Source organism: Chitinophaga polysaccharea (assembly GCF_902150045.1).
GTDB classification, from domain to species: domain Bacteria; phylum Bacteroidota; class Bacteroidia; order Chitinophagales; family Chitinophagaceae; genus Chitinophaga; species Chitinophaga polysaccharea_A.
Window position 1 is genome coordinate 602,027 of record NZ_CABFVU010000003.1, and the last position, 25,966, is coordinate 627,992.

23 protein-coding genes are annotated in these 25,966 nt (G+C 46.8%); 10 read left to right on the forward strand and 13 right to left on the reverse strand.

Annotation, left to right across the window (positions count from 1 at the left end):
- Positions 1-27 precede the first annotated feature (27 nt).
- From FN124_RS22790 to FN124_RS22805, 4 genes are all read right to left on the reverse strand, one after another.
- Positions 28-501, reverse strand: a complete 474-nt coding sequence (locus FN124_RS22790; protein ID WP_142687082.1) for a PG0215 family putative anti-sigma factor — start codon at positions 499-501, stop codon at positions 28-30.
- Positions 491-1,006, reverse strand: coding sequence for a GFO_1088 family ECF-type sigma factor (locus tag FN124_RS22795; protein WP_142687083.1), 516 nt, complete (start codon positions 1,004-1,006; stop codon positions 491-493). Before FN124_RS22795 ends, FN124_RS22790 begins: the two co-directional genes overlap by 11 nt.
- A gap of 250 nt (positions 1,007-1,256) precedes the next feature.
- Positions 1,257-2,312, reverse strand: a complete 1,056-nt coding sequence (locus FN124_RS22800; protein ID WP_142687084.1) for an ABC transporter permease — start codon at positions 2,310-2,312, stop codon at positions 1,257-1,259.
- 8 nt (positions 2,313-2,320) lie between these two features.
- Positions 2,321-3,403 carry a BT_3928 family protein gene (locus FN124_RS22805; protein WP_142687085.1) on the reverse strand — a complete coding sequence of 361 codons (1,083 nt, stop codon included), beginning with the start codon at positions 3,401-3,403 and terminating at the stop codon, positions 2,321-2,323.
- Positions 3,404-3,661: 258 nt separating this feature from the next.
- Between FN124_RS22805 and folP the strand changes: the two genes are divergently transcribed.
- Complete coding sequence (gene folP / locus FN124_RS22810; protein WP_142687086.1) at positions 3,662-4,525, forward strand: dihydropteroate synthase; 864 nt, start codon at positions 3,662-3,664, stop codon at positions 4,523-4,525.
- Between the two features lie 23 nt (positions 4,526-4,548).
- Complete coding sequence (locus FN124_RS22815) at positions 4,549-5,361, forward strand: diadenylate cyclase (RefSeq protein ID WP_142687087.1); 813 nt, start codon at positions 4,549-4,551, stop codon at positions 5,359-5,361.
- Positions 5,362-5,432: 71 nt separating this feature from the next.
- Here FN124_RS22815 and FN124_RS22820 read toward each other — a convergent pair whose 3' ends face one another.
- Both FN124_RS22820 and FN124_RS22825 read right to left on the reverse strand, forming a co-directional pair.
- On the reverse strand, positions 5,433-6,311 hold the full coding sequence (locus tag FN124_RS22820) for an FKBP-type peptidyl-prolyl cis-trans isomerase (RefSeq protein WP_142687088.1): 879 nt from the start codon (positions 6,309-6,311) through the stop codon (positions 5,433-5,435).
- Between the two features lie 37 nt (positions 6,312-6,348).
- A complete protein-coding gene (locus tag FN124_RS22825) occupies positions 6,349-7,353 on the reverse strand; it encodes a DHH family phosphoesterase (protein WP_142687089.1) in 1,005 nt (334 codons plus the stop codon).
- Between the two features lie 165 nt (positions 7,354-7,518).
- On the opposite strand from FN124_RS22825, the gene FN124_RS22830 reads away from it, so the two are divergent.
- Both FN124_RS22830 and xerD read left to right on the forward strand, forming a co-directional pair.
- Positions 7,519-7,935: a nucleoside-diphosphate kinase gene (locus tag FN124_RS22830; protein WP_142687090.1), complete on the forward strand. Its 417-nt coding sequence runs from the start codon at positions 7,519-7,521 to the stop codon at positions 7,933-7,935.
- Positions 7,936-8,371: 436 nt separating this feature from the next.
- Positions 8,372-9,271 carry a site-specific tyrosine recombinase XerD gene (gene xerD / locus FN124_RS22835; RefSeq protein WP_142687091.1) on the forward strand — a complete coding sequence of 300 codons (900 nt, stop codon included), beginning with the start codon at positions 8,372-8,374 and terminating at the stop codon, positions 9,269-9,271.
- A 113-nt stretch (positions 9,272-9,384) separates the two neighbouring features.
- Here xerD and FN124_RS22840 read toward each other — a convergent pair whose 3' ends face one another.
- Positions 9,385-10,275 (reverse strand): hypothetical protein, encoded by an 891-nt coding sequence (locus FN124_RS22840; RefSeq protein ID WP_142687092.1) that lies wholly within the window; start codon positions 10,273-10,275, stop codon positions 9,385-9,387.
- A gap of 485 nt (positions 10,276-10,760) precedes the next feature.
- On the opposite strand from FN124_RS22840, the gene FN124_RS22845 reads away from it, so the two are divergent.
- The 5 genes from FN124_RS22845 to FN124_RS22865 all read left to right on the forward strand — a co-directional run bounded on the left by FN124_RS22845 (position 10,761) and on the right by FN124_RS22865 (position 14,341).
- Entirely contained in the window at positions 10,761-11,174 is a 414-nt protein-coding gene (locus FN124_RS22845) for a hypothetical protein (RefSeq protein ID WP_142687093.1), read from the forward strand.
- A gap of 299 nt (positions 11,175-11,473) precedes the next feature.
- Positions 11,474-11,899 (forward strand): hypothetical protein, encoded by a 426-nt coding sequence (locus tag FN124_RS22850; RefSeq protein ID WP_142687094.1) that lies wholly within the window; start codon positions 11,474-11,476, stop codon positions 11,897-11,899.
- Positions 11,886-12,695, forward strand: coding sequence for a sensor histidine kinase (locus tag FN124_RS22855; protein WP_142687095.1), 810 nt, complete (start codon positions 11,886-11,888; stop codon positions 12,693-12,695). The genes FN124_RS22850 and FN124_RS22855 overlap by 14 nt, the downstream gene beginning before the upstream one ends.
- Before the next feature lie 118 nt (positions 12,696-12,813).
- Positions 12,814-13,470: a response regulator transcription factor gene (locus FN124_RS22860; RefSeq protein WP_142687096.1), complete on the forward strand. Its 657-nt coding sequence runs from the start codon at positions 12,814-12,816 to the stop codon at positions 13,468-13,470.
- A 19-nt stretch (positions 13,471-13,489) separates the two neighbouring features.
- Positions 13,490-14,341, forward strand: a complete 852-nt coding sequence (locus FN124_RS22865; protein WP_142687097.1) for a DUF2911 domain-containing protein — start codon at positions 13,490-13,492, stop codon at positions 14,339-14,341.
- Between the two features lie 161 nt (positions 14,342-14,502).
- Here the strand turns inward: FN124_RS22865 and FN124_RS22870 are convergent, their stop codons facing one another.
- The 4 genes from FN124_RS22870 to FN124_RS22875 are packed head-to-tail and all read right to left on the reverse strand — an operon-like array spanning position 14,503 to position 19,008.
- Positions 14,503-16,212, reverse strand: coding sequence for a sodium:solute symporter family protein (locus tag FN124_RS22870; protein WP_142687098.1), 1,710 nt, complete (start codon positions 16,210-16,212; stop codon positions 14,503-14,505).
- Positions 16,209-16,337 carry a hypothetical protein gene (locus FN124_RS31525; protein ID WP_260607563.1) on the reverse strand — a complete coding sequence of 43 codons (129 nt, stop codon included), beginning with the start codon at positions 16,335-16,337 and terminating at the stop codon, positions 16,209-16,211. Before FN124_RS31525 ends, FN124_RS22870 begins: the two co-directional genes overlap by 4 nt.
- 3 nt (positions 16,338-16,340) lie before the next feature.
- Complete coding sequence (locus FN124_RS30970; RefSeq protein WP_185937328.1) at positions 16,341-16,517, reverse strand: hypothetical protein; 177 nt, start codon at positions 16,515-16,517, stop codon at positions 16,341-16,343.
- A 13-nt stretch (positions 16,518-16,530) separates the two neighbouring features.
- Positions 16,531-19,008, reverse strand: a complete 2,478-nt coding sequence (locus tag FN124_RS22875; protein ID WP_142687099.1) for a PIG-L family deacetylase — start codon at positions 19,006-19,008, stop codon at positions 16,531-16,533.
- Between the two features lie 214 nt (positions 19,009-19,222).
- Between FN124_RS22875 and FN124_RS22880 the strand changes: the two genes are divergently transcribed.
- Positions 19,223-20,986 carry an ABC transporter permease gene (locus FN124_RS22880; protein ID WP_142687100.1) on the forward strand — a complete coding sequence of 588 codons (1,764 nt, stop codon included), beginning with the start codon at positions 19,223-19,225 and terminating at the stop codon, positions 20,984-20,986.
- Positions 20,987-21,107: 121 nt separating this feature from the next.
- Here the strand turns inward: FN124_RS22880 and FN124_RS22885 are convergent, their stop codons facing one another.
- On the reverse strand, positions 21,108-22,553 hold the full coding sequence (locus tag FN124_RS22885) for a RagB/SusD family nutrient uptake outer membrane protein (RefSeq protein WP_142687101.1): 1,446 nt from the start codon (positions 22,551-22,553) through the stop codon (positions 21,108-21,110).
- 7 nt (positions 22,554-22,560) lie between these two features.
- On the reverse strand, positions 22,561-25,803 hold the full coding sequence (locus FN124_RS22890) for a SusC/RagA family TonB-linked outer membrane protein (protein ID WP_142687102.1): 3,243 nt from the start codon (positions 25,801-25,803) through the stop codon (positions 22,561-22,563).
- Positions 25,804-25,966 lie beyond the last annotated feature (163 nt).

Genomic DNA, 25,966 nt, shown 5'->3' on the forward strand with positions numbered 1-25,966 from the left:
TATATCAGGTTTTAAAATGGCCGTTGGTTAATCTTCCTTTCCTTCCACCACGGCAGTGGCTTCGCTGAAATAAGACAGCTGCTGTATCCCGGAAGTGCCCTTGTTGAGATTTTTAGCCAGCAACTGTAAAGCTCTCTTGGTTTCGTCCAGCGCTTTCTGCGGATCGTTCATTTCCTGCTGCCTTAAAGCTACCAGTACCTGCTGCTCCCGCTGATGGTGCTGCTTAAGCGCATAACCGATGCCTACCGCTACCAAGATCACTGCAGCATATTTCATCCAGTGCCGCCAGGGCGACAGCTTCACTATTTTTACCGGTGGCGCTTCCCATACTCTTTCTGCTTCGCGGTGAAAGTACCCGAACAAGGGAGCCGCCTCCTGCAGGGCTTCCGGCAGGCCAGCGTGCGGCATGCTAAAAAAATCACGCAGTATCGCTTCTTCTTCGAGGGAGGTTTCTCCTTCCCAATACTTTTCCACCAATACAGTGATGTGTTTATAATCCATATATCTGCAGGTTTTGTAGTTTTTCGCGTACCGTTTTACGGGCACGGTGCAAATTCACTTTAACGTCGTTCATGTCTATATCAAGTATGTCGGCGATCTCCTGGTAGGAATGCCCGTCGATATCCCTCAGCTGAAGAATGGTGCGGTACTTTTCCGGCAGGGCATTGATGGCCACATGCACTTTTTCCATGACATCGTTCTGTTCTGTTACCGCATGCGGGTTTTGCTGATGAATGGCCGGCATCTCTCCTGCCCTGTCCAGTTCATCTGATACCCGGTATTTCCTGGATTTGATCTTATCCAGGGCCAGGTTGCGGGTAATACGCATGCACCAGGCTTCCATATTCTGTAGTTCCGCCATCTTTTCCTGCATGCCCCATACCTTCATGAGGGCATCCTGGATGATATCCTGCGCGTCTTCCTCGTTGCCCAGCAGGCGGAAAGCAAAGCGGTAAAGCTTTTGCCTGACTGGAACTACCTCGGTAAGGAATCTATCTAATGACATGCAGAATAGTGCGTTTTGAAAGAAGACGACTGTAAATCGGAGATGTTACAAAGATGGGAATATTTTTTTGCGGAGTTTGTCTGACTCAGGATTTTGATGATTTCGCTGATTTTATTTTTTTGATTCAAAAGGATTTGGGGAGATTTTAGCGAAAATATACTCGCTAATATCTCCACAAATCTTTTAAAATCAAAAATGATCAAATCAGTGTAATCATCAAAATCCTGAGTCAGACAATTTCCGCGGCGAGCTACGCGAGCTTGATCCGCGGGTCGATAAGTGTATAAAGGAGATCCGCCAGGAGGTTAACGATCACGAAGATGCCGGCGGTGAAGAGGATGGCTCCCATTACCACGGGGAAGTCGAATTTGTCCAAGGCATCCACCGTTACCTTGCCGATGCCTTTCCAACCAAAAATGTATTCTACGAAAAAGGCGCCTGCCAGCAGTTCGGCAAACCAGCCGGTGATGGCGGTGATCACCGGGTTGAGGGCGTTGGGCAGCGCATGCCGCCATATCACGGCCCGGCGGGAAAGACCTTTGGCGTAAGCGGTACGGATATAATCCTGGTGCAGTACATCCAGCATAGCGCTGCGGGTGAGCTGCACAATGATGGCCAGCGGGCGGATCCCCAGCGTAATTGCCGGGAGCACCAGGTTGCGCAGGTTCAGTACCCTGCCTCTGAAAGGATCCACATCAAACAGGTTGCCGGACATATGAAGACCGGTATAGTCGCTCAGTACAAAGCCAAACAGGTAAGCCAGTACTATCCCTGCAAAAAAGGAAGGCGCTGAAATACCGGCCACACTGGCAAATACGGCCCCGGTATCCATCCAGGTGTTTTGCTTTACGGCCGATACTACCCCCAGGGCAATACCAACAATAGTGGCAAACAGCATAGCGGCTACTGCCAGCAGCAGGGTGCCAGGCAATGCCTCTATTAGAATATCCCATACCTGTTTTTTACCCTGGTAGGAACGGCGGAGATAAGGCGCTTTCAGCACCAGGAGCTTATCATTTGATATATGCGCTACCGTTAGGTACCGCAGGTTTTCACTGGCTTCCTGTTGGGTGTGGACCCCAACTGGCAGCAGGTCGTTGAGGTAATACAGGAACTGCGTCCCTACCGGCTGGTCGAGATGCAGTTCCCGGCGCACGTTTTCCAGGGATGCTACGTCTGCCCGCTGTCCTAATGTGAGCCGTGCCGGATCGCCGGGCAGCACATTGAACAGGAAGAACACCAACACCACTACGCCTAGCAGCACCAGCAATCCATACCCGGTTTTACGAAGCAGAAAACGAAGCATACAGCTGATTATGGTATATCATTATAATGCCATTTCCCTTTGATGGTGCCTTTATCCAGCAGGAGCAGCGCAGGGTTGCTTCTGCCTGCGGTTTTAATGGCCACTCCATCCATTTGTACAAAAGGAAACTCCAGGCCGTGTTGCTGTTTGAAGGCCGCAATTTCCTCTTTGGTGGACGCGGTTACTCCATATATAACTACTTCCTGGTTCTTCCACTTTTGTTGCAGGGCTTTCATTTTTTCATCCCATCCGCTGCCGGCCTTTTGGGTATTGAGCACCAGGAAAAGGTATACCGGTTTGGTTTCAGACAGGATGGCCTCCGTTTGGTTAACGCCATCCAGGTCGGTAAGGATAAAATCCTTGATGGCCGGTTCTGCGTTGCCTTTTTTCACCAGTTTATCTTTCCGGTTTACAAATTTCCAGGTACTGTCGGACCAGGGATAGTTATCTGCAGTAAATTCCTTCTTCTGCCCGTTCTTCTCATATATAAAGATCATTTCGTACACATCCGGTGTAGCGCCCGGGGGCAGTTTCATCTTTTCGGGGATGTTGTTGCCTATTTTATAAGGCAGGCAGTCGAAGAAAGGCAGGTGTTTCAACGTATACCACTGAATCCCGAATGCGAATACGGCGGAGAGCAGCAGCACCAGTCCTGCTGCTTTGAACAGCGGCTGTATGCCGTTCCTGTAAAAGAAGATCACCAGGATCATCACCAGCAGGATCACATCTTTCCAGAAGGTTTCCACGGCGCTGAGCTTTATGCAGTCGCCAAAGCAGCCACACTCACGGATAGTACCGCTGAACAGGGCATAACCTGTAAGAAAGGTAAAGAATATAATGAGCAGCAGCAGTAGCACGGAAAAGATACGCATACGGTATCCAACCAGTACAGCTACACCGGCAATAATTTCGAAGGCATTCATGATAATGGAAAATGCCAGGGACCAGGGAGACAGGAAAGTGAGGTGCAGCACTTCGAAGAACTCGTCCATTTTATAGCTGAGCCCTAACGGATCATTTGCTTTAATCAGGCCAGAGAAAATGAATAAAACCCCAACGATTATACGTAACAGGTTAAGGATAATCTTCATAAAATAGTTTAATGTTTAAGTGATCTGTGAAGATAAGAACAATCAGGGTTTACCTTTCCTTGAAATTGATGAGCGTAAAATGCCTGCCGGCGCGCTTCAAATCTATTTCTGAAATTAAACGTGTAAATTCCTAAATTCGGAAATGATTGATTTTCCTTCTTAGATTTGCAGGCAAAATAAAGAATTTCGGGTAAAAGGCCGGAACTATATAAGAAATCAGGGGCCAGGCGCCTGCATACTAACTCTTAACGCATTTAAATGAAACCATACCATGTCCCGGCAACAACATCTTCACCTGTAATAAACTGCAGAGGGCAGTTATTGTCTCTCGCCACACCTGCCGTAATGGGTATTATAAATGTGACCACTGATTCTTTTTATGAAGGTAACCGCATGCATGAGCTGCACCTGGTGATGGAAAAAGCGGCGCAGCACCTGGCGGAAGGCGCCGCCATATTGGACCTGGGCGCACAGAGCACCCGTCCCGGTGCTGAAATGGTGGGACCGGAAGAAGAGATCCACCGGCTGATCCCTGCTATTCATGCCATCCTGAACAAATATCCCACTGCTATTATTTCTGTAGACACCTGGTATGCTGCAGTAGCAGAGAAAGCAGTACATGCAGGCGCAGCTATTATCAATGATGTAAGCGCGGGAGATATGGATGCAGATATGATCCCGGTTGTTGGTAAACTGCAGGTGCCTTATATTGCAATGCACATGCAGGGTAAACCAGCCACAATGCAACAAAACCCGCAGTATGAAGACGTGGTGGCCGAAGTGCTTGATTACCTGGTACAGAAACTGGCCGCCTGTCGCGCTGCCGGCATCAAAGATTTTATTGCTGACCCGGGATTTGGCTTTGGAAAAACGATTGACCATAACTATACCCTGTTGAAGAACCTGCGCCTGTTTTACGATGTACTTGGGGTACCGGTGCTGACTGGCATTTCCCGTAAATCGATGATCTATAAACTGCTGAACATTACCCCGGCCGAAGCGTTGAACGGCACTACTGTTTTAAATACCATTGCCCTGCAACAGGGTACGCATATATTAAGGGTACACGATGTAAAAGCCGCTGTGGAAGCGGTAAGGATCATGAAGAAAATGAATGGCTAATTTAATCTTGCAATTTTACAACTATGAAGGAAGTAATACAATTTTATGGAGTTGAGTTTCGATGGCTGGATCTTCTGGACCTGTTGATTGTTGTTTTTCTGATCATTCAGTTATACCGTTTATTAAAGGGAAGTCTTGCTTTTAATATTTTCGTAGGCCTGTTGATGGTATATGCCGCTTATTTCCTGGTAAGGGCGCTGAAGATGCCTATCCTCACCAATATCCTGCAAAACTTTATTAATGTTGGTATCATTGCCATCATCATTATTTTCCAGCCGGAGATCAGGAAGTTCCTGCTGGTGCTGGGTAAGAAAACACCATTGAGTAAGGACAGTTTTCTAACAAAACTGTTTCTTCCTGATAAGTTTAAAAGTTATAAGGAAGAAGAAAATATTATCAACGAACTGATAGTGGCAGTAAGCCGGATGCAGAGCACATTTACCGGAGCCCTGATTGTAATAGCTACCACCTACCGTTTGAAATTCGATTCTGCGTCCAGTATTCCTATCGACGGGAACGTAAGCGCGAAGCTGATAGAAAGTATTTTTGAGAAGCACAGTCCCCTGCATGATGGTGCGCTGATCATTGTTGGAAACAAGATCCTGGCGGCTAAAGTGATCCTCCCGGTATCTGAAAATCCTAACCTGCCCACCCGTATAGGGTTACGGCACCGGTCGGCGGTAGGGATTACGGAGCACAGCGATAATATGGCGATCATTGTTTCCGAGGAAAGAGGATCTGTGTCTTATGCGATTGATGGAGTGCTTACCCAGGATGTGTCGCTGGAAGACCTGAAGGTGAAGTTATACGAGGTGCTGATAGATGGATACTCCTGATAATGGTATTGAATTATAAAGAGAAAGCCCCCTGTCAAGCGACAGGGGGCTTTCTCTTTATGCGATAATAATTATTTACCTGGAGTGGGTGCAGCAGCAGCCGGAGCCGGAGCGCCAGCTTTGATATCTACCAACTCTACGTTAAATACCAGTACGGAGTTGCCGGGGATTACCGGGGGACTTCCCTGTAAGCCATAAGCCAGTACAGAAGGAATTACCAGGGTAGCTTTGGAACCTTTTTTCAGGCCACTCAAACCAGCGTCCCAGCCCTTGATCACGAAACCGCGGCCGATAGGGAATTTGATTGGCTCTAAAGGCATACCTGGGCGCATAGTTGAATCCTGGCTGGAATCAAATACTTTACCGGTAGTGAGCTTACCTGTGTAGTGAACATACACGGTATCGCCCGCGTTAGGGGTACTGCCGGTACCTTCCTGGGTAACTGCTACATAAACGCCTTCAGCGTTCTTAGTGGCGTTGATCTTGTTTTTATCCAGGTATTCTTTAATTACTTTTTCGTCTTTTTCTTTCTGGGCAGCAGCAGAGTATTTGTTTTCCACTGCAAAAGTGATCTTCAGTTTATCACCTGCTTTACCAAACGGAGGACGTTCCTGGGCTGGTAATGAATCCCATGGAATAATAAAGGTAGCGCTATCGCCTTCATGCAGGAGGGCAATACCTTCCATCAGATCGTATTTGCTCTGTGGTTTGGCCACCAGCACCGGGATCGCAGCGCCTACCATTTTCCGGGAATCACCCAGCAGGGAGTCATTGATATGCTGGGTAACATTCACCAGGGCAGTATCGCCTAATTTCAGTTGTGCTCCGCTGCCGGATTTGTGAACGATATACTCAATACCGCCCGGTGTTTTTTTAACACCTGTACCGCAACTGGCTAAAAGAAAGCCAAAAGCTGCAGTTGCAACTAAAAACTGATTGTTTTTTTTCATTTGATTGTATTAGTAGGTTGAAATACTTTAATTAAAGTTATTGTAACAGGTCTTCGTTCTCTTCCACGGCTTTCACAAAACGGTCTACCGTTTTTTCCAGTGAATCTGTGCTGCGGCCTCCGGAAGCGTTGAAATGCCCTCCCCCGTCAAAATATTTGCGGGCAAAGGTATTTACGTCGAAATTGCCTTTGGAGCGGAACGACAGTTTCACTTCCGAATTGCGGTCGATGATCAGCGCAGCCATTTTGATCCCCTGGATAGACAACAGGAAATTCACGAGCCCTTCGGTATCCCCCGTCTGGAGATCGAACCGTTTCAGATCGGAATATGGAATGGCCAGCATAGCAGTATTATATTCATAGAATACTTCCATGCGGTTCAGCAGACTATGTCCGAGGAAGCGCAGGCGGTTTTCCAGGAAGTTATCATAGATCGCCTGGTGGATCACCTCATGTTTCAGTCCTCTTTCCATCAGGTCGGCCACCATACGGTGTACGGCAGCAGAAGTGGATGCAAAGCGGAAAGAACCTGTATCTGTTACAGTACCGGCATAAATGCATTCGGCAATTTCGAGGTTAATATACTGCTCATCTCCCAATTTATATATAGTTTCATAAACTAATTGGGCGGTGGAGCTGGCTTTGGTATCACTCACGCCGTAGTCAAAGCTGGGCTGTGGCTCCAGATGGTGATCTATCAGAATTTTGGTGCAATCCAGTTTTTCCAGGTGTGGCGCCAGGTTTTTGGTGCGGTAGAGGGCGTTGAAGTCCAGGCAAAACAGGAGATCAATACCTTCCAGCGCCTGGGTGGCCCGGTCTATAGACGATTCGTAATCGATCACATCATTGGCGCCTGGCATCCATTTCAGGAAATCCGGAAAATTGGTGGGTGAGATTACAGTTACCTGATGCCCTTTCTGTATTAAATAATGATACATTGCTAAGGAAGAACCCATGGCATCCGCGTCTGGCTTCTGGTGCATTGTTATCACCACTTTCTTAGGGCTCTCCAGCAAAGGTTTAATTTCCTCGATCGGCTTCATTAAAAAACTGTAATGTTAAGAGTTGATTTCCAATCACAACAAGTGGTTGAAACAGAAAACGAAGTGCGAAGATCTTTATTTGGGGCAGAATTTCAAAATTTTTTACCACTAAAGAAAATGTAATTACTTTTGCGGCCTAATCTGTAATTCGGAATTAAACATTATATGAGCAACAGAACATTTACTATGATCAAGCCTGATGCAGTAGCAAACGGGCACATTGGCGGCATTTTAAACATGATCAACGCTGCAGGTTTCCGCATCGTGGCCATGAAAATGACGCAGTTATCTACTGCTAAAGCAGGTGAGTTTTATGCGGTACATGCGGAAAGACCTTTTTACGGTGAACTGGTAGAATTCATGAGCAGCGGCCATATCGTAGCGGCTATCCTGGAGAAAGACAATGCCGTAGAAGATTTTCGCAAACTGATCGGTGCTACCAATCCCGCCAACGCAGAAGAAGGTACCATCCGTAAAAAATACGCAGAGTCTATCGGCCGCAACGCGGTACATGGCTCCGACTCTGATGAAAACGCTGTGATTGAAGGTAACTTCTTCTTCAGCGGTCTGGAGAAATTCTAGTACTGAATCACTTACATCATTGCAAAAAGGCTGGCTTCTCAAAAGCCGGCCTTTTTTGTGGGCCAGTTATTTATTTTGTTGATTAATTATTTCATTTACATATACTTATGTGGTTTTGTAAGAAGTGGTACTTTAGATATGATAATAAAACTGCCAAAAAGGCGTAATCATATGATCTTCAATAAGAATATGATAGCAAAAAAGGAGGCAAAAACCCCGGTTTACACCCTTGAAACCGGCTAATATTTATATGTCTTAAATAATTCACTATCAATAATTTATACTATTTCATAGAATAGTTTACTTTAAATAAAACTACTTTCCCTTTTTTGTAGTAAAAACACCCGCTTTCCCTGGTATTATTTTACCCTTTTCCCCTTATTTTTACGAATAGCCGTTACCGTAGTTTTCCAAAAAGCATTTAACTTGCCTGCATATGTGGGAATCATTCCGGAAACTGTTTAAAGGATATTTAAGATTAGAGCGATCAATGTCTGACCACTCCGTGGAAGCATATATAAGAGATGTTGAAAAACTGGAGCAATACCTCCAGGCCCACGGAAAAGAAAAACTGCGCCCGCAGGACGTAACTTTTGAAGACCTCCAGGGTTGTGTACAATGGGTTGCCCAACTGGGTATGACCGCCAGTTCACAAGCCAGGACCATTTCCGGGCTGAAGGCATTTTACAGGTTCCTCCTGCTGGAAGACATGGCCCAGGAAGATCCCACCCAACTGCTGGAAGCCCCTAAAATTCTCCGGAAGCTGCCGGACGTGCTCTCCTTTGAAGAAATCGAAAAGATCATTGCGCAAATACCGCTGGATACTGCAGAAGGCCACCGCAATAAAGCCATCCTGGAAACCATGTATAGCTGCGGGCTTCGCGTAAGTGAGGTCATTAACCTCCAGATCACCCAGCTGCATATGGATGTGGGATTTATCAGGGTGATCGGGAAAGGCAATAAAGAAAGAATGGTACCCATCGGTAAAGATGCCATGCGGCAGATAGATATTTACCGGAGAAATGTCAGGACAATGTTACCCGTTAAATACGGTCAGGAAGACACCCTGTTCCTTAACCGTCGCGGTGGTGCACTGAGCCGGGTAATGATCTTCCTCGTGATAAAAGAGCTGGCCCAAAAAGCGGGTATTCAGAAAAACGTATCGCCGCATACCTTCCGGCACTCTTTTGCAACTCACCTGGTAGAGGGCGGCGCCGACCTGCGGGCCGTACAGGAAATGCTGGGACATGAAAGTATTACCACTACGGAGATCTATACCCACCTTGACCGGGAATACCTGAGGGATACCCTGCTGCGTTTTCATCCGAGGTTCTGATACCTGTAAATGAGAACAGCTACCCGGGGAAAGGTAGCTGCTCATCTGCTGTTAGAAGGTCACAAACAATTGGTAGTTTTGCCATGATAAGGAGGGACATACAAACAATCCTTTTACAATAAGCTATGGGTTAGCAAGCGGTATTTATCACTCTTCTTTCTCTTCTGACCGGTGAGGGTGATCACATCGGCGAGCCAGCTGCCAAGTTGCTCAGAAGCACGTTTCACCCGCGATGACCGGTAAATTATATTTACATTGCTGCATGGGCGCAGGTCCTGTCGGCCGGGCAGCCGGGCCATGCTTTCATCTTCCGCCCACAGCAATTCATTATTCCTGTAAATTTTGAAGTACACATCCGGGCCGGTGGCTCTGCGGCCGGGGATGAGCGACTGCATCACGCCATTGCTGAGGTGCTGCCTGGAAAAGTGCAGGGTATAACGCCCCGCCTCATTGGTATGCGCCTGCCCTATCAGCTGACCTGTAACTGCATTGTAGGCTTCCACTTTCAGGTGCGGTTGCCCAGAGGCTGCAAAATGAGGCTTCACTACACCGGTAATTACCCAGGCGCCGGCATTGGCATATATATTATGCCAGGTAACAGCAGGGATCACATAGGCATAGGCGCCCACGTAGCCGTCGGCGTTGCGCTTCCAGTGCAGCACCAGTTTGCTCAGGTGAAAGTTGCGTGATTGCCGCGTGCCGTTCTTTCCCGGTAACTCATCCAGGCACAGGTCCAGTTCCAGCGCTTCGGTGAACAGGTGTACTTCCTTCCAGCGGAGACTGAAATTGCCTTTATCATCAAGGGTGGCTTCTGCCAGTAACCGGTCGGCTTTCATCAGCACTTCGCGGGCAGACAGCGGTTTCATGTCGTTAAAAATTCCAATGGGCTGTTCTGATGCTGCAGACACAGCAGGCAGATACACCCGGATACGTGCATTTACCAGGGGCTCCACGCAATCCTGGCAAATAAGTGCAGAGATGTTTCCGATTAATAGGTAACTCATAATTTTATTTTTTTTAAAGAAAAAAAAAGGGGTTAACGAGCATCACCTGATGAATTGATTCTGCATATCACTAACCTAAAAAAACAAACATGGTAGAAAGGCCAATTACTATTAACTTTTTTGTGGACAATAGATTTAAGCCGGTTGACAATACAAAGATTAAGAACTTTAAAGGAGCAGTCAAGCGTTTAACAACTGAAAAAAGACCTTGCGTATAATTACGTATAATGAGAAAGGGAAGTACGGTTTTCGCTTTTTGTCCCCTCTCCTGGCTGGCCAAACAGCCATGCGTATAAATACGCATTTTCCTGTGGGGGATACGGAATCCGGGCGCTTTCCATGCGGGTGTAAAACTGCTCAAACCCAATGGTGGATTCAGTTACACCTGCGTAAAAACGCAGTTGCCCTTAACCAGGTAGGTCTGCAGCCGGATTGTATATGCCATTATTTGTGATAATTTTACCACAAACTAAAACTTACCCACTATGAATGATTTTCCTAAAAGGCCGATTCCTGCCGATACAGGCGAGTTTATTTCCCTGGAAGAAATGATAACGCTTACAAAAAATCATGATGACGATCATGTCAACCAGAAGTCTTTTGGCACCCATGTTAAGGCGATGTGTTTTGGTAAAGACAAGATCATCGAGTTGCTGGACCAACCCGGTACCACCGCTTTGAGAATTTATTATGGTATAAAGGTAGATACCGATGGGGATGGTATAAAAGAGAAAAAAATGATCCTGGTAGCAGTAGATGAAGAGGGCAATGATATACTTCCTTCTGAGACAACTGCGGCGGCGCCGGGAGGTGTTCTAGCCAAAGGCGGTATGGCAAAAATCCTTGACTCAGGATTACCCTGCCCTGAATATTGCTCAAAGCCAGGAGGGAAAGGATAAATGATAACTACTATCATCAACAATGCCATCTCGTGAATGTAACTTTATTTTTCAGCATTTTTTATAGCATGATGGGGATTGAAGCGCTGGTCTTGATCCCCTTCCTTTTAAACTATAAATCCCTGGACTTCTCTTCCCGGTGCATGTTTTTTTATATTCTCAGCTGTATCGTTTTTGCAGGAGGCTCTGTTCTTGTAGAGAGACATATAGGGAATAACATGTGGTTTTTCAGTCTTATGCATTTCATCCAGTTTGTAACACTCTCTATATTTTACTACCGGAGTATACATAACCCTACGATGAAAGCTATTATAAAGTATATGCCTTTCCTGATACTGGCTATATTTATATTTGATTTGTTCTTTATAGAGGGAGTACGCGCCTTTAACTCCATCTCATCCGGCGTTAAGCAGCTCGTGGTGTTCTCCTACGGCCTTTACCTTTTCTTACAGCTGCTGAAAGACAGGACTCTTATAGAAAAATCGATCTACATAGATTCCCTGCCGATATTCTGGTATAATTCGGGTGTTTTCATTTTTGCCTGTACAGAATTTTTATTCTGTATCAGCTATAATCACCTGCAAACGCTCTTCACTACAGGGGTAGCCAGGTTGGGAATGACCGTGGCAATATTGAGTATCAATTATATTGTTGGAATGATATCGATGATTCTTCTTTATATTGGCTTCTCTAAGATCAAAAAACTAAAACATGCGAATTATTGATGTTATTGTAATTGGTACTACAGTAATGTTAATGCTGGGAGTCATCGTGATATTGCTGGTAATGCTCCAACAAAAAATGGTTATCCAACATAAACTTGCCATACGCGACAAAGACCTCCAGCTCCAGCGGGAACGCCTCATCGCAGTACTACAGGGCCAGGAACAGGAACGCAAACGTATCGCGGAAGACCTCCACGATGAGGTAGGCGCCCAGCTGTCGGTACTGAAACTAAACCTGGGCGGCCTTCAACCCCTGCTGAAAACCGGCAACGGCGAAACGGAACGGCTCCGCGAAACAAAAGATTTCACGGATACCATTATCCAGCAACTGCGGTTCATCTCCCAGAGCCTGCATCCCCAGGCGCTGGAAAACCTGGGCCTGGCGCATGCCCTGGATTCCTTCTGCAACCTGATGAATAAAAACAAACAGGTAAAAATAGCTTTCAAAACCGCAGGCAACGGCCAAACGGTAGACCGGGAAAAAGCACTGAACGTATACCGCGTGGTACAGGAGCTGATCAATAATATCCTGAAACATGCACAGGCTACCGATGTACTGATCACTTATCAAACCACCCCTTCCCTGCTTACGGTTACCGTGGAAGATAACGGGAACGGCGCCCTACTCAATACACTGGCCGCCTCCCGCACTAAAACCGGGAGCCTCGGACTTAAAAATATTGAAAGCCGCCTCAATATTATCGGTGGAAATATTAACTTCACTCCCGGAACACCGCAAGGTACCATTGCAACGATAAGTGTAGAGAATTATCAGTCACCAGCACAGAATAGTTGATACTTATGTTGTTTTATTACTAAATTGCCATCCGGTTATGTTGAACCCGCTTGTAACGACATGACTTATAGTAATTTATTCTGAATAAAATAATAGCAAATCTTCTAACTGTCCACCTATGGCACACATAAAAGTGGCCATTGCAGATGATCACAAGATCTTCCGCAGTGGAGTCATAAACACACTGATTCCTTACGAAAATATCCGCTTCGTTTTTGAAGCCGATGACGGGCTGCATCTGCTACAGAACATGGAAACACATCAACCGGATGTGATCCTGATGGATCTGAAAATGCCAAACATGGATGGCATTGAAGCTACTGTCAAGGTAAAGGAAAAATATCCCGATGTAAAGATTATTATACTCACCATGTATGAAGACGATAACTTCATTGTACACCTGGTGGAAAACGGGGCCAATGCCTATTTATTAAAAAACGCGGAACCGGAAGAGATCTATGAAGCCATCTGTACTACTTTTGAAAAAGGATTTTACTTTAATGAAAACGTAAACCTGGCACTGCTCAAAAAAGTATTGCACAAAAACAAACAACAATTTAAACCGACATTAAAAAATGAGATCCAGCTCAATGACCGGGAGCTGGAAGTACTGAAGCTGATCTGTAATGAACTTACCACTCAGGAGATTTCCGAGCAGATTTTCCTGAGCCCCCGCACAGTAGAGGGGATCCGCCAGAAACTACTGGAAAAAATCAACGTTAAAAACAGCGTCGGCCTGGTACTGTACGCATTCCGCAACGGATTAATAGAATAGATTTAAATACCCACCAAATATGAATACTATCAGAACCTTTGCCGCCACAGCGGGCGCTATGCTGCTGCTGTATGCCGGCACTACACTGGCCCAGGGCATCAAAATGCCTGCGCCAAGTCCTACGCAAACCATTAAACAGGACTTCGCTTTATCCAATATTGAGCTGAGCTACTCCCGTCCGCTGAAAAACGGCCGCGTTATCATGGGCGACCTGGTTCCCTATGGTAAAGTTTGGAGAACCGGAGCCAACAGCGCTACCACTATTACATTCGGCGACGATGTAAATTTTGGCGGCGTACCTGTGAAAGCTGGTAAATATGGTTTACTATCTATTCCCGGCGCACAATCATGGACCGTTATCCTTACCAGCAGCCTGGACGTAACCAGCCCTGCTGCGTACAAACAGGAAAACGATATTGCCCGTGTAACCGTAAAACCGGTAGCCACTCCTTTCAGCCAGGAAAGCTTTACCATCGGATTTGAAAATGTACGCTCCAACTCCGTAGTACTGACCCTTGGCTGGGATAAAACCAAAGTACCGGTAGTGATCAAAGCAGACATCGACGATAAAATCACTGCCCAGATCAACGATGCTATGCAGAATGCCGAAAAGAAACCTTACTTCCAGGCCGCTGTATACTACTACGAAAGCGGTAAAGACATCAACAAAGCCGTAGAGTGGATCAATGAAGCCGCTACACAAAGCCCCGATGCCTTCTGGGTTTGGTACCAGAAAGCCCGCATTAACGCGAAAGCCAAAAATGTGAAAGTAGCTAAGGAAGCAGCCCAGAAATCCATAGAACTGGCTACTACGGCTAAAAACGATGACTACGTAACTTTAAACAAGAAGTTGCTGGCTACGTTGAAGTAAGCGAATTTTGTCTGACTCAGGATTAGGATGATTATGATGATTTCGCTGATTTTATTTTTTGGAAATATTAAGGGAGATGAGACAGGTGTATCTGCTCTCATCTCCCTTAATTATAATAATTACAAAAATTCAAAAAATAAAAATCAGCGAAATCATCATAATCATCCTAATCCTGAGTCAGACAACCTCCGCGTATTCACAAAATACTGGAAGATCCAACCGAGCAATATCACCAGCAGACAGCCAATGGCGTTGAGCCAGAGGAAAGATACCGTCCCGGTCCAGTAAACCACCAGCACCACTATTTCCGCGATAATGGCCGCCCAGAAAGTAGCAGCGCCCCCTACCCGCTTCAGGTAAAAAGCGACCATGAAAATACCGAGTATTACCCCGTAAAACCAGGAGCCCAGCACATTCACCACTTCTATCAAGCTGCCAAGGCTACCGGCAAACTGCGCCACCACAATACAGAACACACCCCAGATCAGGGTCCATAGTTTTGATATCTTCAGGTAATGCTCTTCCGACGCATGCGCATTATACAACCGCCTGTATACATCAATCACGGTAGTAGACGCCAGTGAATTCAATGCGGCAGCAATACTGCCCCAGGCTGCCAGGAAGATGATTGCTATCAGCAACCCTACCAGTCCTTTGGGTAAACTGTTCACCACGAAATGAAGAAATATATAATTGGTATCGTTGGTGTCGGCAGTCGGGTCGGCATCTTTGATGAGCGACAATGCGGCTGTTCTCACCTCCTGCGACTGATCATCCGTTTGTTGCAACGCTTTTTTTGCAACAGCAATGCTGGCGCTGTTATCTGTTTCCAACGCAGCCGCCAGGTCCTTTACCTGCTGCTGTTTCCGGGCGCCCAGTTCATTGTACCGGTCTTCCAGTTTCTGTAACGCCGGTCCCTGTTCTGTTTTATGGATCCTTGCCAGTTGCGCTTCATTAAAGAAAATAGGTGCACGGAAATACAGGTAAAATACAAATACCAGCGCGCCTATCAGCATGATCAGGAATTGCATGGGCACTTTTACAAGGCCGTTCATCAGCAGGCCCATACGGCTTTCTTTCACTGATTTGGCGGTAAGGTAACGGCCTACCTGCGACTGGTCGGTACCAAAGTATGATAGTGCGAGGAAGAAGCCGCCTATCACGCCGCTCCATATATTGTATTTATCTTTCCAGTCGAATTTCGTAACAATCACGTTCAGCTTGTCCATCTTACCGGATACCTGCAAAGCCTGTTTCAGACCAATATCCGCGGGCAACAGGTGTACCACCATCCATCCGGCCAGGAACATGCCTCCGAAAATAATGGTAAGCTGAAATGTTTGCGTATAGGCCACCGCGCGGGTACCACCGGCTACTGTATAAATGATCAGCAGGCCGCCCATGATCATGTTTGTCCAGTACAGATTCCAGCCAAGTAAGGAAGATAATATGATAGAAGGCGCACAGATACTGATACCGGTAGATAAACCCCTTTGTATCAGGAACAGTGATGACGCGAGGGTACGTGTTTTCAGATCGAAGCGCTGCTCCAGGAATTCGTAGGCCGTATATACTTTCAGTTTATGGAAGATGGGAACAAACGTGATACAAAGCACTACCATAGCCAGGGGTAAACCGAAGTAGTATTGCACAAAGCGCATCCCGTCTGTATAGGCCTGGCCCGGCGCAGAGATAAAGGTAACAGCGCTTGCCTGGGTACCAATGATAGACAGCAGGATGATATACCAGGGCATAGACTGGTTATCCAGGAAATAGCTTTCCATGTTTCGCTGGCCACGGCTTTTCCAGACGCCATAGCATATGATTACAGTGAGGGTACCAATGAGTACCATCCAATCTAAAGGACTCATGAAAATGTTTTGGTGAATGAGTAGAAGAGTATGATCAGCAACAGCAGCCAGGCTATTACCAATGCATACCACCATCCCCACGATGGAAACAACGGTGGTTTTTCTTCCCGCAGGTTATCTGCCATAATCTAATCGTTTGAATTGCTTTTAGTCCACATACTACTTGTCAGCAGTCCCAATGCAATACCAATGATCAATCCCACCTGCACGCGCTTGATCGTAAACCCGATCAGCAGGCCGAGGGCAATACACAAGCCGGCAGCGATCTTCAGCCTGGGACGATTTTCTTGATGTTTCTTACTCATTATCTTACAGCCACTATTTTACAGAAATCAGGTTTACAAATAAACGGTATGCTCCGGGCACACCGGCAGGCAGTTGCCTGAAAAAGGACAAGCCGGTGTATACATAGCATCCTTTGCCATAATGAGCCACCAGTGTGGATCCGCTGAGTGGCGATTCGCCTTTGTCGTTCATGCTGAAAGGCTTGTTATAGGCCTTGTCTGCATTAGCCGTGTAATACAGCCCGCGTTCCTGCACCCAGCCGTTAAAATCCGCTGCGGTAATTTCGTTGGGATAATGCAGCAGCGGGTCTTTCGGATCATTGAAAGTAACCGGCGCATTTTCATCCGTTACCCTGTCGCGCGACAAACTGAACGGATAAGGTCCCAGGTCTGTTGTTACCAGGGGGCCATTCACATTATACTGGATCACCAGCTTCCCGCCGTTGTTCACATATTCCATCAGTTTGGGCTGCCAGTATTTCATACGTGCGTTTACGTTATAGGCCCGCACCCCGGTGATAATAGCATCGTATTGTTGCAGGTTGCCGCTCATGATCTCCTTCTCTCCCAGTTCTGTTACATCATATCCTACCTGGCGCAGCGATGCGGCCACCATATCGCCTGCCCCGGGAATATAACCTAGCCGGTTGCCGTTATGTTTCAGGTTCACGGACACCAGCCTTGCCTGTGCCGGCGGGAACAGCGTGATCAGCGGGATATGATCATAGCGGATCTGTTGCAGGCTTTGCGTGTATTCCTTACCGTTACAGCTCATTACCACGGTAAATGTATCTGCATGGTTTTCTGCCACGCCTTTTACCGGTTTGATATCAAAGCGCAGCTCTGTTTCATCTCCTTTTTGTTTCAGGCTGAACGGCTGGCTGTTGCCATCGCTGAAGCCGGCGGGTAATTGCAGCCGCACGGTTCCCTGTATATTGTCGGCCATTGCCCTGAGCTTCACCGGTACGGACTGTGCTTTGGCATCTGTAAAAATATATACCTGGTTGCTGAGGTCTGCCACTACCGGCGGAGCTATTACCAGTGGCTGGTACAGCTCTCCCTTAACAGGGTCGGTATATTTATACTGCAGCGGGCGTGCAATAGTAAAGGGCTGGCCACCGATGGTAAGATGGATCTGTGCCTGCAGTGCAGGGATATTTTCCGGGTTGCCCACCAGCAGCGGATCATTGATGATGTAAGTGCCTACCGGGTGAGGCTCTGCCAGCCAGTAGGGTTGCGATTCCGGTGTGTTGGCCGGTACCTGCAGTGTTTGGGATATGCTGGTGAATTTATTGAAGGCCAGTGGTTGCTGTTCTCCTATATTGGTATTGCCTGGTAATTCTATTTTATCGAGCGTAATTTTTACCGGGCCCCTGTTGATCAGTTGCACCGTGGCTTCCATACTGGTGCCGGGTACTACAGTGGGCGATGTGCTGTAGGCTTCTGCCCACAGGCCGGCGCAGGCGTAAATCAGTTGTTCTGTTTCTTTCAGCTTGAGGTTGCGCCAGTAGCCGTCGGGCAAAGCCTGGATGGCGCTGCGTATTTCCAGCAGGGCCGGTACAGAGGCGGCCGGGTTCTCCATATCATATGCAGCCAGCGCTGCATCTACCAGGGCGCCTATTTTACCGCCGCCGGGAACTCTTGTCCAGCTGGTATTTATATCATCCAGTAAACTCTTTTTAGGCGTATTGCCTTTGATGGTTAGAAAGTATTCCTGGGAGCTGCCACGGGAAGAGGCTACGCCAAATCCCTGGCTTTTATGCTGGGAGCGGCTTTCAGCGGCTATCTCCCCGAAGCCTTTTCCAAGCAGGGGGTTAAAGGCGCCTACATCTATTTTAAACTGGTCGTCTGAAGTGGTATTTATATTGCCGAAGCTGAAGGTATTCCAGAGGATCCGTTTTGCCTGCCAGGGTTTTACCAGTTTCAACTGCTCAGGGAAACGTTTGGGATCAGCGGCTGCGCTGTATGCTTCTTCCGCCAGCATGGCCGATGCGGTGTGATGGCCGTGGCCTGCGCGGCTGTCTGCCGGGAAACGGCAGATGATCACATCAGGCTGGAATTTACGGATCATATATACTACATCTCCCAGGATCTGCTCCCTGTTCCAGATGGTAAATGTTTCCTGCGGGTTTTTAGAGAACCCGAAATCCTGGGCATGGGTAAAAAATTGTTCTGCCCCATCAATACGGCGTGCAGCCAGGAGCTCCTGTGTACGGATCAGTCCCAGTAACTCCGACTGTTCATTCCCTACCAGGTTTTGCCCACCATCACCGCGGGTGAGCGACAGGTAGCCCGTACGATACAGCTTTTCCTTTGCCAGGTAGCCCAGCAAACGGGTGTTTTCATCATCAGGATGGGCGGCAATGTATAATACACTTCCAAGCGTATCCAGCTTCTTCAGTTGCAGTTTTATATCGGCAGCATTCCATACGGGTGATGGTTGTGCCAATGCGGGTAAACCCAATACTGCCAGTAAAATTATAACCAGTGCGGTAGATCGTCTTATAAACATTTGATGATTCGTGAATTTACGGATTGCCAAAAGTAATAATTAATTGGTGGCAGGAAAGATAAATATGATGAGCGTACACCAGGTTGCATATATGAACACCATTTGTATCAAAACCGGACAATTTAAATATATTACAAATATTCATTAATTTGATTTATAGAAGCTCCGGGCAATGGCATCGCCTTTGGAGACAAACGACAACATAATTTTCACTATGCTGAAAAACTACTTTAAGCTTGCCTGGCGTAATCTCATTAAGGATCGCCGCTTTGCATTTCTTAATTTAATTGGGTTGTCTACCGGGCTTGCCTGCGCGCTTATGATCTATATCTGGGTACAAGATGAGCTGCACATCGACAAATTCCATAAGAACGACGCCACGCTTTTCCAGGTGCTGGAAAACAGGGTGCAGGCAAGCGGCATCTGGACAGCAAAATCATCTCCGGTACCTATGGCCGGAGCACTGGTAAAGGATATGCCGGAAGTGGAATATGCAGCCTATGTAAGCCCGGTCCTTGAAGGAATAATATCTGTAAAAAATGAAAAGAATATAAGGACCAATGGGAAATATGCCGATAAGGATTTCTTTAAGATGTTCTCTTATGAGCTGATCACCGGAAATGCAGACCAGGTGCTGAAAGACCCTGCCTCTGTTGTGTTGTCTGATGTGCTGGCAAAGAACCTGTTTGGCTCCTCTGAAAATGTGATTGGTAAAATAGTCGACTTCCAGCATGAAGAACAATTTGTTGTTTCCGGTGTATTTAAATCACCCGGGCCACAGTCATCTGAACAGTTCGATTTTATGTTGCCTGTACGCTCGCTTGAAATGGTGAAACGCAATGCCGATGAATGGGGAAATACTGCTTTTAATACCTTTCTTATTTTAAAGCCCGGCACCAACATCGAAAAATTCAATGCAAAAATTGCCGGCTACATTAAACTTAAAACCAATAATGAGATCACTTACCGCACGCCCTTCATCCAGCGGTATTCAGAAAATTACCTGTATGGTCGTTATGAAAACGGTATACAGGTAGGTGGCAGAATAGATTATGTACGCCTGTTTTCTCTCGTTGCTATTTTCATCCTGGTAATTGCCTGCATTAATTTTATGAACCTCTCTACCGCGAAAGCATCCGGAAGGGCGAAGGAAGTAGGCATCAAAAAAGCGATGGGCGCCGGCCGTGGTGCATTGATCCTGCAATACCTCGGCGAATCCATGGTAATGGCTTTCACTTCCCTGCTGCTGGCGGTTTTAATGGCAATACTGTTCCTCCCTGTATTCAACAGCATTACAGGCAAACAACTTACATTGTTCCATCCCGATGTGTCGATGATAATGACCACGCTTGGCATCACACTGTTCACCGGCCTGATAGCCGGCAGTTATCCTGCATTTCACTTGTCAGGCTTTAAACCTGTAACTGTATTGAAAGGAAAGATCAGGGGATCTGCGGGCGAGTTATTTGTACGAAAGGGATTGGTGGTGTTCCAGTTCTCCCTTTCTATTATATTGATTGTGGCTGTATTGGTCTCCTTCGACTATCAGTTCCTGGATGAAAGATACCAGACTTTATACAAAGCAGAAAGCCAGATATCGCAGTTGTCGAGGTACTTCGCCGGCCTGGCTGTCCTCATCTCCTGCCTTGGATTATTTGGTTTGGCAGCCTTTACCGCGCAGCGGAGAAACAAAGAGATCGGTATCAGGAAAGTGCTGGGCGCTACGGTCAGTACCATTGTGATGATGCTGTCGAAGGATTTCCTGCGGCTGGTGTTGATTGCTATGCTTATTGCTTTCCCGGTGGCCTGGTGGGCTACTGCGCAATGGCTGAAAGGCTTTGCCTATAGTATCCATTTCGATGCAGGCATATTTTTAATTGCAGGTGTTGTGGTGATCCTGCTCACTTTTTTTACCATTAGTTTCCAATCGGTGAAAGCGGCGTTGGCCAATCCAGTGAAGAGTTTGAAGTCGGAATAATTGTCGTGTTTACATAAAAAAAGCCCCGGTGAAGAACCACCGGGACTTTATTTCTTCATAAGCAAAAATCCAACCAGCCATCTCTTAGCAAAAACCAATTATTAACAAAGGCGGTTTAGATTTAATTGTAACCTTCGTTCTGCTGGTTGCGTATATTGGGGTTAGCATCCAGTTCTCTTTGTGGTATGGGCAAAATAACTTTCGTACTTGGCCACGATACCTGTATCGTTTTGTCGCTCGCCAGGAATTTGGTGAATGAGCGTTTTGTTCTGTTTAAATCAAACAGCCGATGCCCTTCAAAAGCCAGTTCCTTTCTACGTTCCAGCAGGATCGCATCCAGGAGTGCCGGTCCTGTAGCCGTTACCGGCGGGGCATTATGATCGGCGCGTTGTGTTACCATTTCCAGGTCAGCCTGTGCTTCCGCGGTGCTTCCAAGGTGTGTTGCTGCTTCTGCATGAATGAGATATAATTCAGCCAGCCGCATCACTTTGATACTTTCTGTAAACGTGTTTACATCTTTGTATTTCGTGATGATGTTAGCCGGATCTTCGCCGCCGTTACCGGATCGTTTTCCCTTCTGCAGAAAATTCCTTCTTACATCTGTAGCCTGGTAGATATTGTAAATGTTATTGGTGGCCAATACATCGCCATATCCGTCCTGGCTGAACATATAACTTAAGCCATCCGTATTGCGGTTATCTACCGCTGTATTGATGATCTCAAAAACAGTTTCATTGTTATTGGTGATCTTAAAATCGCTCACCAGTTTTTCATTGGGCAGCAGTGCGTATTTGCCGGATTGTATCACATCGCCGGCATACCTGGCTGCTCCCTGCCAGTCTTCTTTATATAAGAGGATCCTGGACAACAATGCTTTAGCAGAATAGATATTGATCCGCCCGGAAGAGAATTCTGTGCTTTTACTTCCTTCAAACCCGGAGATAGCAGCTGTGAGGTCGCTGATAATCTGCGCATAAGTATCTTTCATACTGCTGCGGGAGGGCGACTGCACCGAATCTACATTCGTAACCGTTACAATGGGAATACCCATATGCGTAGCGCCGGGCGTATAGTTATATGGTTGCGCAAACATGCGTGCAATATCAAAGAACACCAGTGCGCGTAATGCGTATGCTTCCGCCACTATCTGTTTAGCCTCTGTACTGTCGGCCGATGATGGCAGCAGCGAAATCTTTGGCCCTTTCATGATCACCATATTGGCATTGGCCACTACCGCGTATAACTGGTTCCATGAATCGGTGGTATACTGATCGTTGGCCGTTACTATATACTGGTCCTGGTTGCGGTACCGGTTGCTGTTGATGATGCTGATAAAACCATTGTCGGACCGCAGATCCGGCAACAGCGGCATGGTACGTCCATAATAATTTTCATCCTGCATCAGGGAATACACGCCGTTGATAGCCGCCCTCAACCCGGGCAGGTCTGTAATGGCGCGGCCTGTTTCTGTTGACTGATCCGGGCGCTGATCAAGGAAATCCTTGCTGCAGGCGCTGAAGAAGCCAGCCAGTAAAACAAGTATCCCGTATGTATATTTCTTTTGCATGAATACCTTAAAAATTTACATCCAATCCTACCAGGAATGTTTTAAAAACCGGGGGACGCTGATCGTAATCACCTGTTACCGGTACTTCCGGGTCCATGGTGAGATATTTATCTTTTACGTACGTCCATAAATTATTGCCGCGCACATATACTTTTACTTCGCTGATATTGGCTTTCTTTAACCAGCTTTGCTGCAGGTTATAAGCCAGCAGCACGTCGCGCAGGCGGATAAAACTGCCATCGTACAGGAACCTGGAGGAGCTCTGGTTGCTCAAACCCGATTGTGTACCGCCGAAAACCACTTTAGGCACATTGGTAATATCTCCCGGATGCTGCCAGCGTTTTTCATAAATGAGGCGCGACATTTTTGCTGCGCCCCCGAATCCGCCGCTGCCATCTGATTCGGTGAATGTTCCCCAGTTGTCGTATACTTTATTTCCCCAGTTACAGAAGAACTGAAAGCTCAGATCAAATCCTTTATAGCTGAAGTAGTTGGTAATGCCGCCATAAAATTTAGGCAGTGCGCTTCCCTGATTAAAACGTTGCGCTTCGCCGTATGATTTGGTAGTAGCGGTTTTAGAAGCATCCTTATACCACAGTGCTTCACCGGTTTGGGGATCTGCGCCTGCAAATCCAACGAGGAAGAACTGGTAGAAATCTGTGCCTGGTTCCCGTTTATAAGGAGGACTGGTGATCGGGTTATCCAGTCTTGTGATCCTATTATTCAGCGTAGAGATGTTGGCATCTGTACGCCATGAGAATTCATTTTCATTTTTTGCGATGATATTGCGGGAGGAAAGGGATATTTCCCAGCCGCGGTTTTTCATCTCCCCGTTATTTCTAAAAACAGTTGTAATACCATTTGTAGAAGATACCGGTACATTCAGCAGTAACCTTGAAGTGGTTCTGTTATAATATTCAATGGTACCTGACAAGCGGTTTCTGAGCACCGCGAAATCCAGTCCTATATTGAGTGGCCTGTTCTGTTCCCATGTGAGGAAAGGATTGGGGTATTGCGTAAGCACATACCCCGGTTTCCCATCATAATCATTTGCCGGGCTATAAAGCGACAATGAAGCATAATTATCAATAGCCTGGTTTCCGTTGCTGCCGTAGCTCGCTCTTATCTTTAATTCGTTGATGACATTTACATCCTGGAGGAATGGTTCGCGGTAAATATTCCACGCTGTTCCTATGGACCAGAATGCAGCACTTCTTTTTTTCCGGCCAAATCTGGAAGAGGCATCCCTTCTGATAGAGGCGGTGAGGTAGTATTTCTGCTTGTAGTCGTAGCTATTGTTCAGGAACAATCCTGTAAGTGAATTGGCGCTGGATACAGAGGATACGCTTTCCGGTTTGGAGGCGTCCGCCAGCAGTTGCAGGTCGGGCAGCAGGTTTGACGCTGCTGAAGAGTTGCCGCTGTTGGTGGTTTTCTGCGCTTCATATCCTACAAACGTATTGATCCCGTGGTAGCCCCATCGCCTGTTGAACCGCAGGATATTGGTAGATACCCAGTTATTCCACAGGCTGTTGCTGACCGATACCCAGCCATTGGTATTTCTTCCATCCCCGAATCCCGGTGCAAAAAAAGAGTTGCTCCGGGCATAGTTCAGGTCGAGACTGATCTTTGTTTCAAACGAAAGAAAATCAGTGAAGGCGTATTTGGCGCCGGCGCCGCCCAGCAGTCCGTAAATGGTGCCGGTGCGGGTATCGCCATTCAGTACGGCCACCGGGTTGAAGGTGTTGTTGTAACTGAAGTCGTAGCTGCCGTCCGGGTTGTAAATTTTCAACCAGGGCTGCAGGCGTACGAGTGAGCGTACCGGGTTGGCCATTAAGCCTACATCCCCTACTGCGTTTGCACGCTGATAAGAGAAGGACAGGTTTACATCAAACGACAGGCGGCTGGTGGCCTGGTTGCTCAGATTGAGCTTGCCTGTCATACGCTTGTAGTCCACTCCTCTCAGGGCTGATTTGGAATCGTATAAGCCGCCGGAAACATAAAATTTTGTTTTATTATTTCCGCCTGCGGCAGATAGATTGGCTTGTGTATAGCTCCCATGGCGGGTGAGCACATCGATCCAGTTGGTGTTCACGGTAGTGTCTACGCCACGTGCGCGGAGCTCCCGTTGAAAACCGGCTTCGCCTGTGCCATCTGCTTTATGCGCCCATCCTTCGCGGAGCAGTTCCATCATCTCGCTGGTATTGAGCGGATAGTTTGCCTGCGGGATGGTGAGCTGGTTGCTGCCTCTTTGCACTGTTGCGCTGATCTTTGTTCTGCCCTGGCTGCCGGGTTTGGTGGTGATGAGTATCACGCCGTTGGCAGCGCGGGAGCCATAGATGGACGCAGAAGCTGCATCTTTTAAAATAGAGATCGACGCGATATCTGCGCTGTTGATCCCTGCCAGGGAATTCACATTATAATCTGTAAGGTTGTCTGTTACCACCGGTGTGCCGTCTACCACGTATAGCGGAGAGCTGCCTGCAGTAATAGATCCTATGCCGCGTATATGAATACTGGGTATGGAACCGGGCTGACCGGAACCATTGGTAGATTGTAAGCCGGCTACATTGCCTTGTAAGCTTTCCTGGAAGCTGCTACGGGGTGCTTTATCATATAATGAAGCATTTACCATAGTAGCTGAACCTGTCAAAGAACTTTTTGTTTGCACGCCATAAGCCACTACCACCACTTCGTTCAATCCTTTGGAATCGTCTTTCAGCGTAATGTTGAGGTGGGATGAGTTGTTTACTGTCACCCGCTGCTCTTCATAACCAATGAAAGAACAGATCAACGTTGCTGAAGAAGGCGCCTCCATGAGGAATTCACCATTCTCATCTGTAGTAGTACCCTTATTAAGACCTGCAATACGTAAACTCACACCTGGTAAAGGATGTCCGAAAACATCGGTTACCGTTCCACTGATACTGATATTCCTGATCTCTTTGTCTTCCGGCGCTATAGCCACCAATGTGGCGGAAAGCTGTTTGAAAGTAAGACCAGTATCCTTCAATATCTTTTTTAAAATATCTTCTGTCAAAGCATTGTTTTCATTCAGTGACACTTTTTTGCCTGCCGGAATCAGATCGTTGCGGTATACGAAACGGTAGCCGCTTTTCTTTTCGATCATCTTCAGGAGCCGTGTCAGCGGCACTGAATCTGCTTTGAGGGAAATGCGCCGGTCCTGCTGACCGAAGACATTTCCTGTTATTTGCAAACAGGTAATAAGAATAATAAAGGACACCAGTTTCATTATCAGTACAACTTTTCCCTATGTTTTTATACGCAAAAGGATTCATAATGTAGGATTTTTTTCCATACATTTATGGTTGTAAAAGGTCATAAAACTACGACAGTACTACATTGCCAAGTGAAGCTAGCTGCCGTTTGATCTCAACAAAAGGGGTAAATGTTTG

Excerpts from the sequence above, each read along its gene's own strand:
- FN124_RS22790 (WP_142687082.1), bottom strand. The coding sequence starts at position 501 with ATGGATTATAAACACATCACTGTATTGGTGGAAAAGTATTGGGAAGGA.
- FN124_RS22795 (WP_142687083.1), bottom strand. The coding sequence starts at position 1,006 with ATGTCATTAGATAGATTCCTTACCGAGGTAGTTCCAGTCAGGCAAAAG.
- FN124_RS22800 (WP_142687084.1), bottom strand. The coding sequence starts at position 2,312 with ATGCTTCGTTTTCTGCTTCGTAAAACCGGGTATGGATTGCTGGTGCTG.
- FN124_RS22805 (WP_142687085.1), bottom strand. The coding sequence starts at position 3,403 with ATGAAGATTATCCTTAACCTGTTACGTATAATCGTTGGGGTTTTATTC.
- folP (WP_142687086.1), top strand. The coding sequence starts at position 3,662 with ATGAAACCATACCATGTCCCGGCAACAACATCTTCACCTGTAATAAAC.
- FN124_RS22815 (WP_142687087.1), top strand. The coding sequence starts at position 4,549 with ATGAAGGAAGTAATACAATTTTATGGAGTTGAGTTTCGATGGCTGGAT.
- FN124_RS22820 (WP_142687088.1), bottom strand. The coding sequence starts at position 6,311 with ATGAAAAAAAACAATCAGTTTTTAGTTGCAACTGCAGCTTTTGGCTTT.
- FN124_RS22825 (WP_142687089.1), bottom strand. The coding sequence starts at position 7,353 with ATGAAGCCGATCGAGGAAATTAAACCTTTGCTGGAGAGCCCTAAGAAA.
- FN124_RS22830 (WP_142687090.1), top strand. The coding sequence starts at position 7,519 with ATGAGCAACAGAACATTTACTATGATCAAGCCTGATGCAGTAGCAAAC.
- xerD (WP_142687091.1), top strand. The coding sequence starts at position 8,372 with ATGTGGGAATCATTCCGGAAACTGTTTAAAGGATATTTAAGATTAGAG.
- FN124_RS22840 (WP_142687092.1), bottom strand. The coding sequence starts at position 10,275 with ATGAGTTACCTATTAATCGGAAACATCTCTGCACTTATTTGCCAGGAT.
- FN124_RS22845 (WP_142687093.1), top strand. The coding sequence starts at position 10,761 with ATGAATGATTTTCCTAAAAGGCCGATTCCTGCCGATACAGGCGAGTTT.
- FN124_RS22850 (WP_142687094.1), top strand. The coding sequence starts at position 11,474 with ATGAAAGCTATTATAAAGTATATGCCTTTCCTGATACTGGCTATATTT.
- FN124_RS22855 (WP_142687095.1), top strand. The coding sequence starts at position 11,886 with ATGCGAATTATTGATGTTATTGTAATTGGTACTACAGTAATGTTAATG.
- FN124_RS22860 (WP_142687096.1), top strand. The coding sequence starts at position 12,814 with ATGGCACACATAAAAGTGGCCATTGCAGATGATCACAAGATCTTCCGC.
- FN124_RS22865 (WP_142687097.1), top strand. The coding sequence starts at position 13,490 with ATGAATACTATCAGAACCTTTGCCGCCACAGCGGGCGCTATGCTGCTG.
- FN124_RS22870 (WP_142687098.1), bottom strand. The coding sequence starts at position 16,212 with ATGAGTCCTTTAGATTGGATGGTACTCATTGGTACCCTCACTGTAATC.
- FN124_RS31525 (WP_260607563.1), bottom strand. The coding sequence starts at position 16,337 with ATGGCAGATAACCTGCGGGAAGAAAAACCACCGTTGTTTCCATCGTGG.
- FN124_RS30970 (WP_185937328.1), bottom strand. The coding sequence starts at position 16,517 with ATGAGTAAGAAACATCAAGAAAATCGTCCCAGGCTGAAGATCGCTGCC.
- FN124_RS22875 (WP_142687099.1), bottom strand. The coding sequence starts at position 19,008 with ATGTTTATAAGACGATCTACCGCACTGGTTATAATTTTACTGGCAGTA.
- FN124_RS22880 (WP_142687100.1), top strand. The coding sequence starts at position 19,223 with ATGCTGAAAAACTACTTTAAGCTTGCCTGGCGTAATCTCATTAAGGAT.
- FN124_RS22885 (WP_142687101.1), bottom strand. The coding sequence starts at position 22,553 with ATGCAAAAGAAATATACATACGGGATACTTGTTTTACTGGCTGGCTTC.
- FN124_RS22890 (WP_142687102.1), bottom strand. The coding sequence starts at position 25,803 with ATGAAACTGGTGTCCTTTATTATTCTTATTACCTGTTTGCAAATAACA.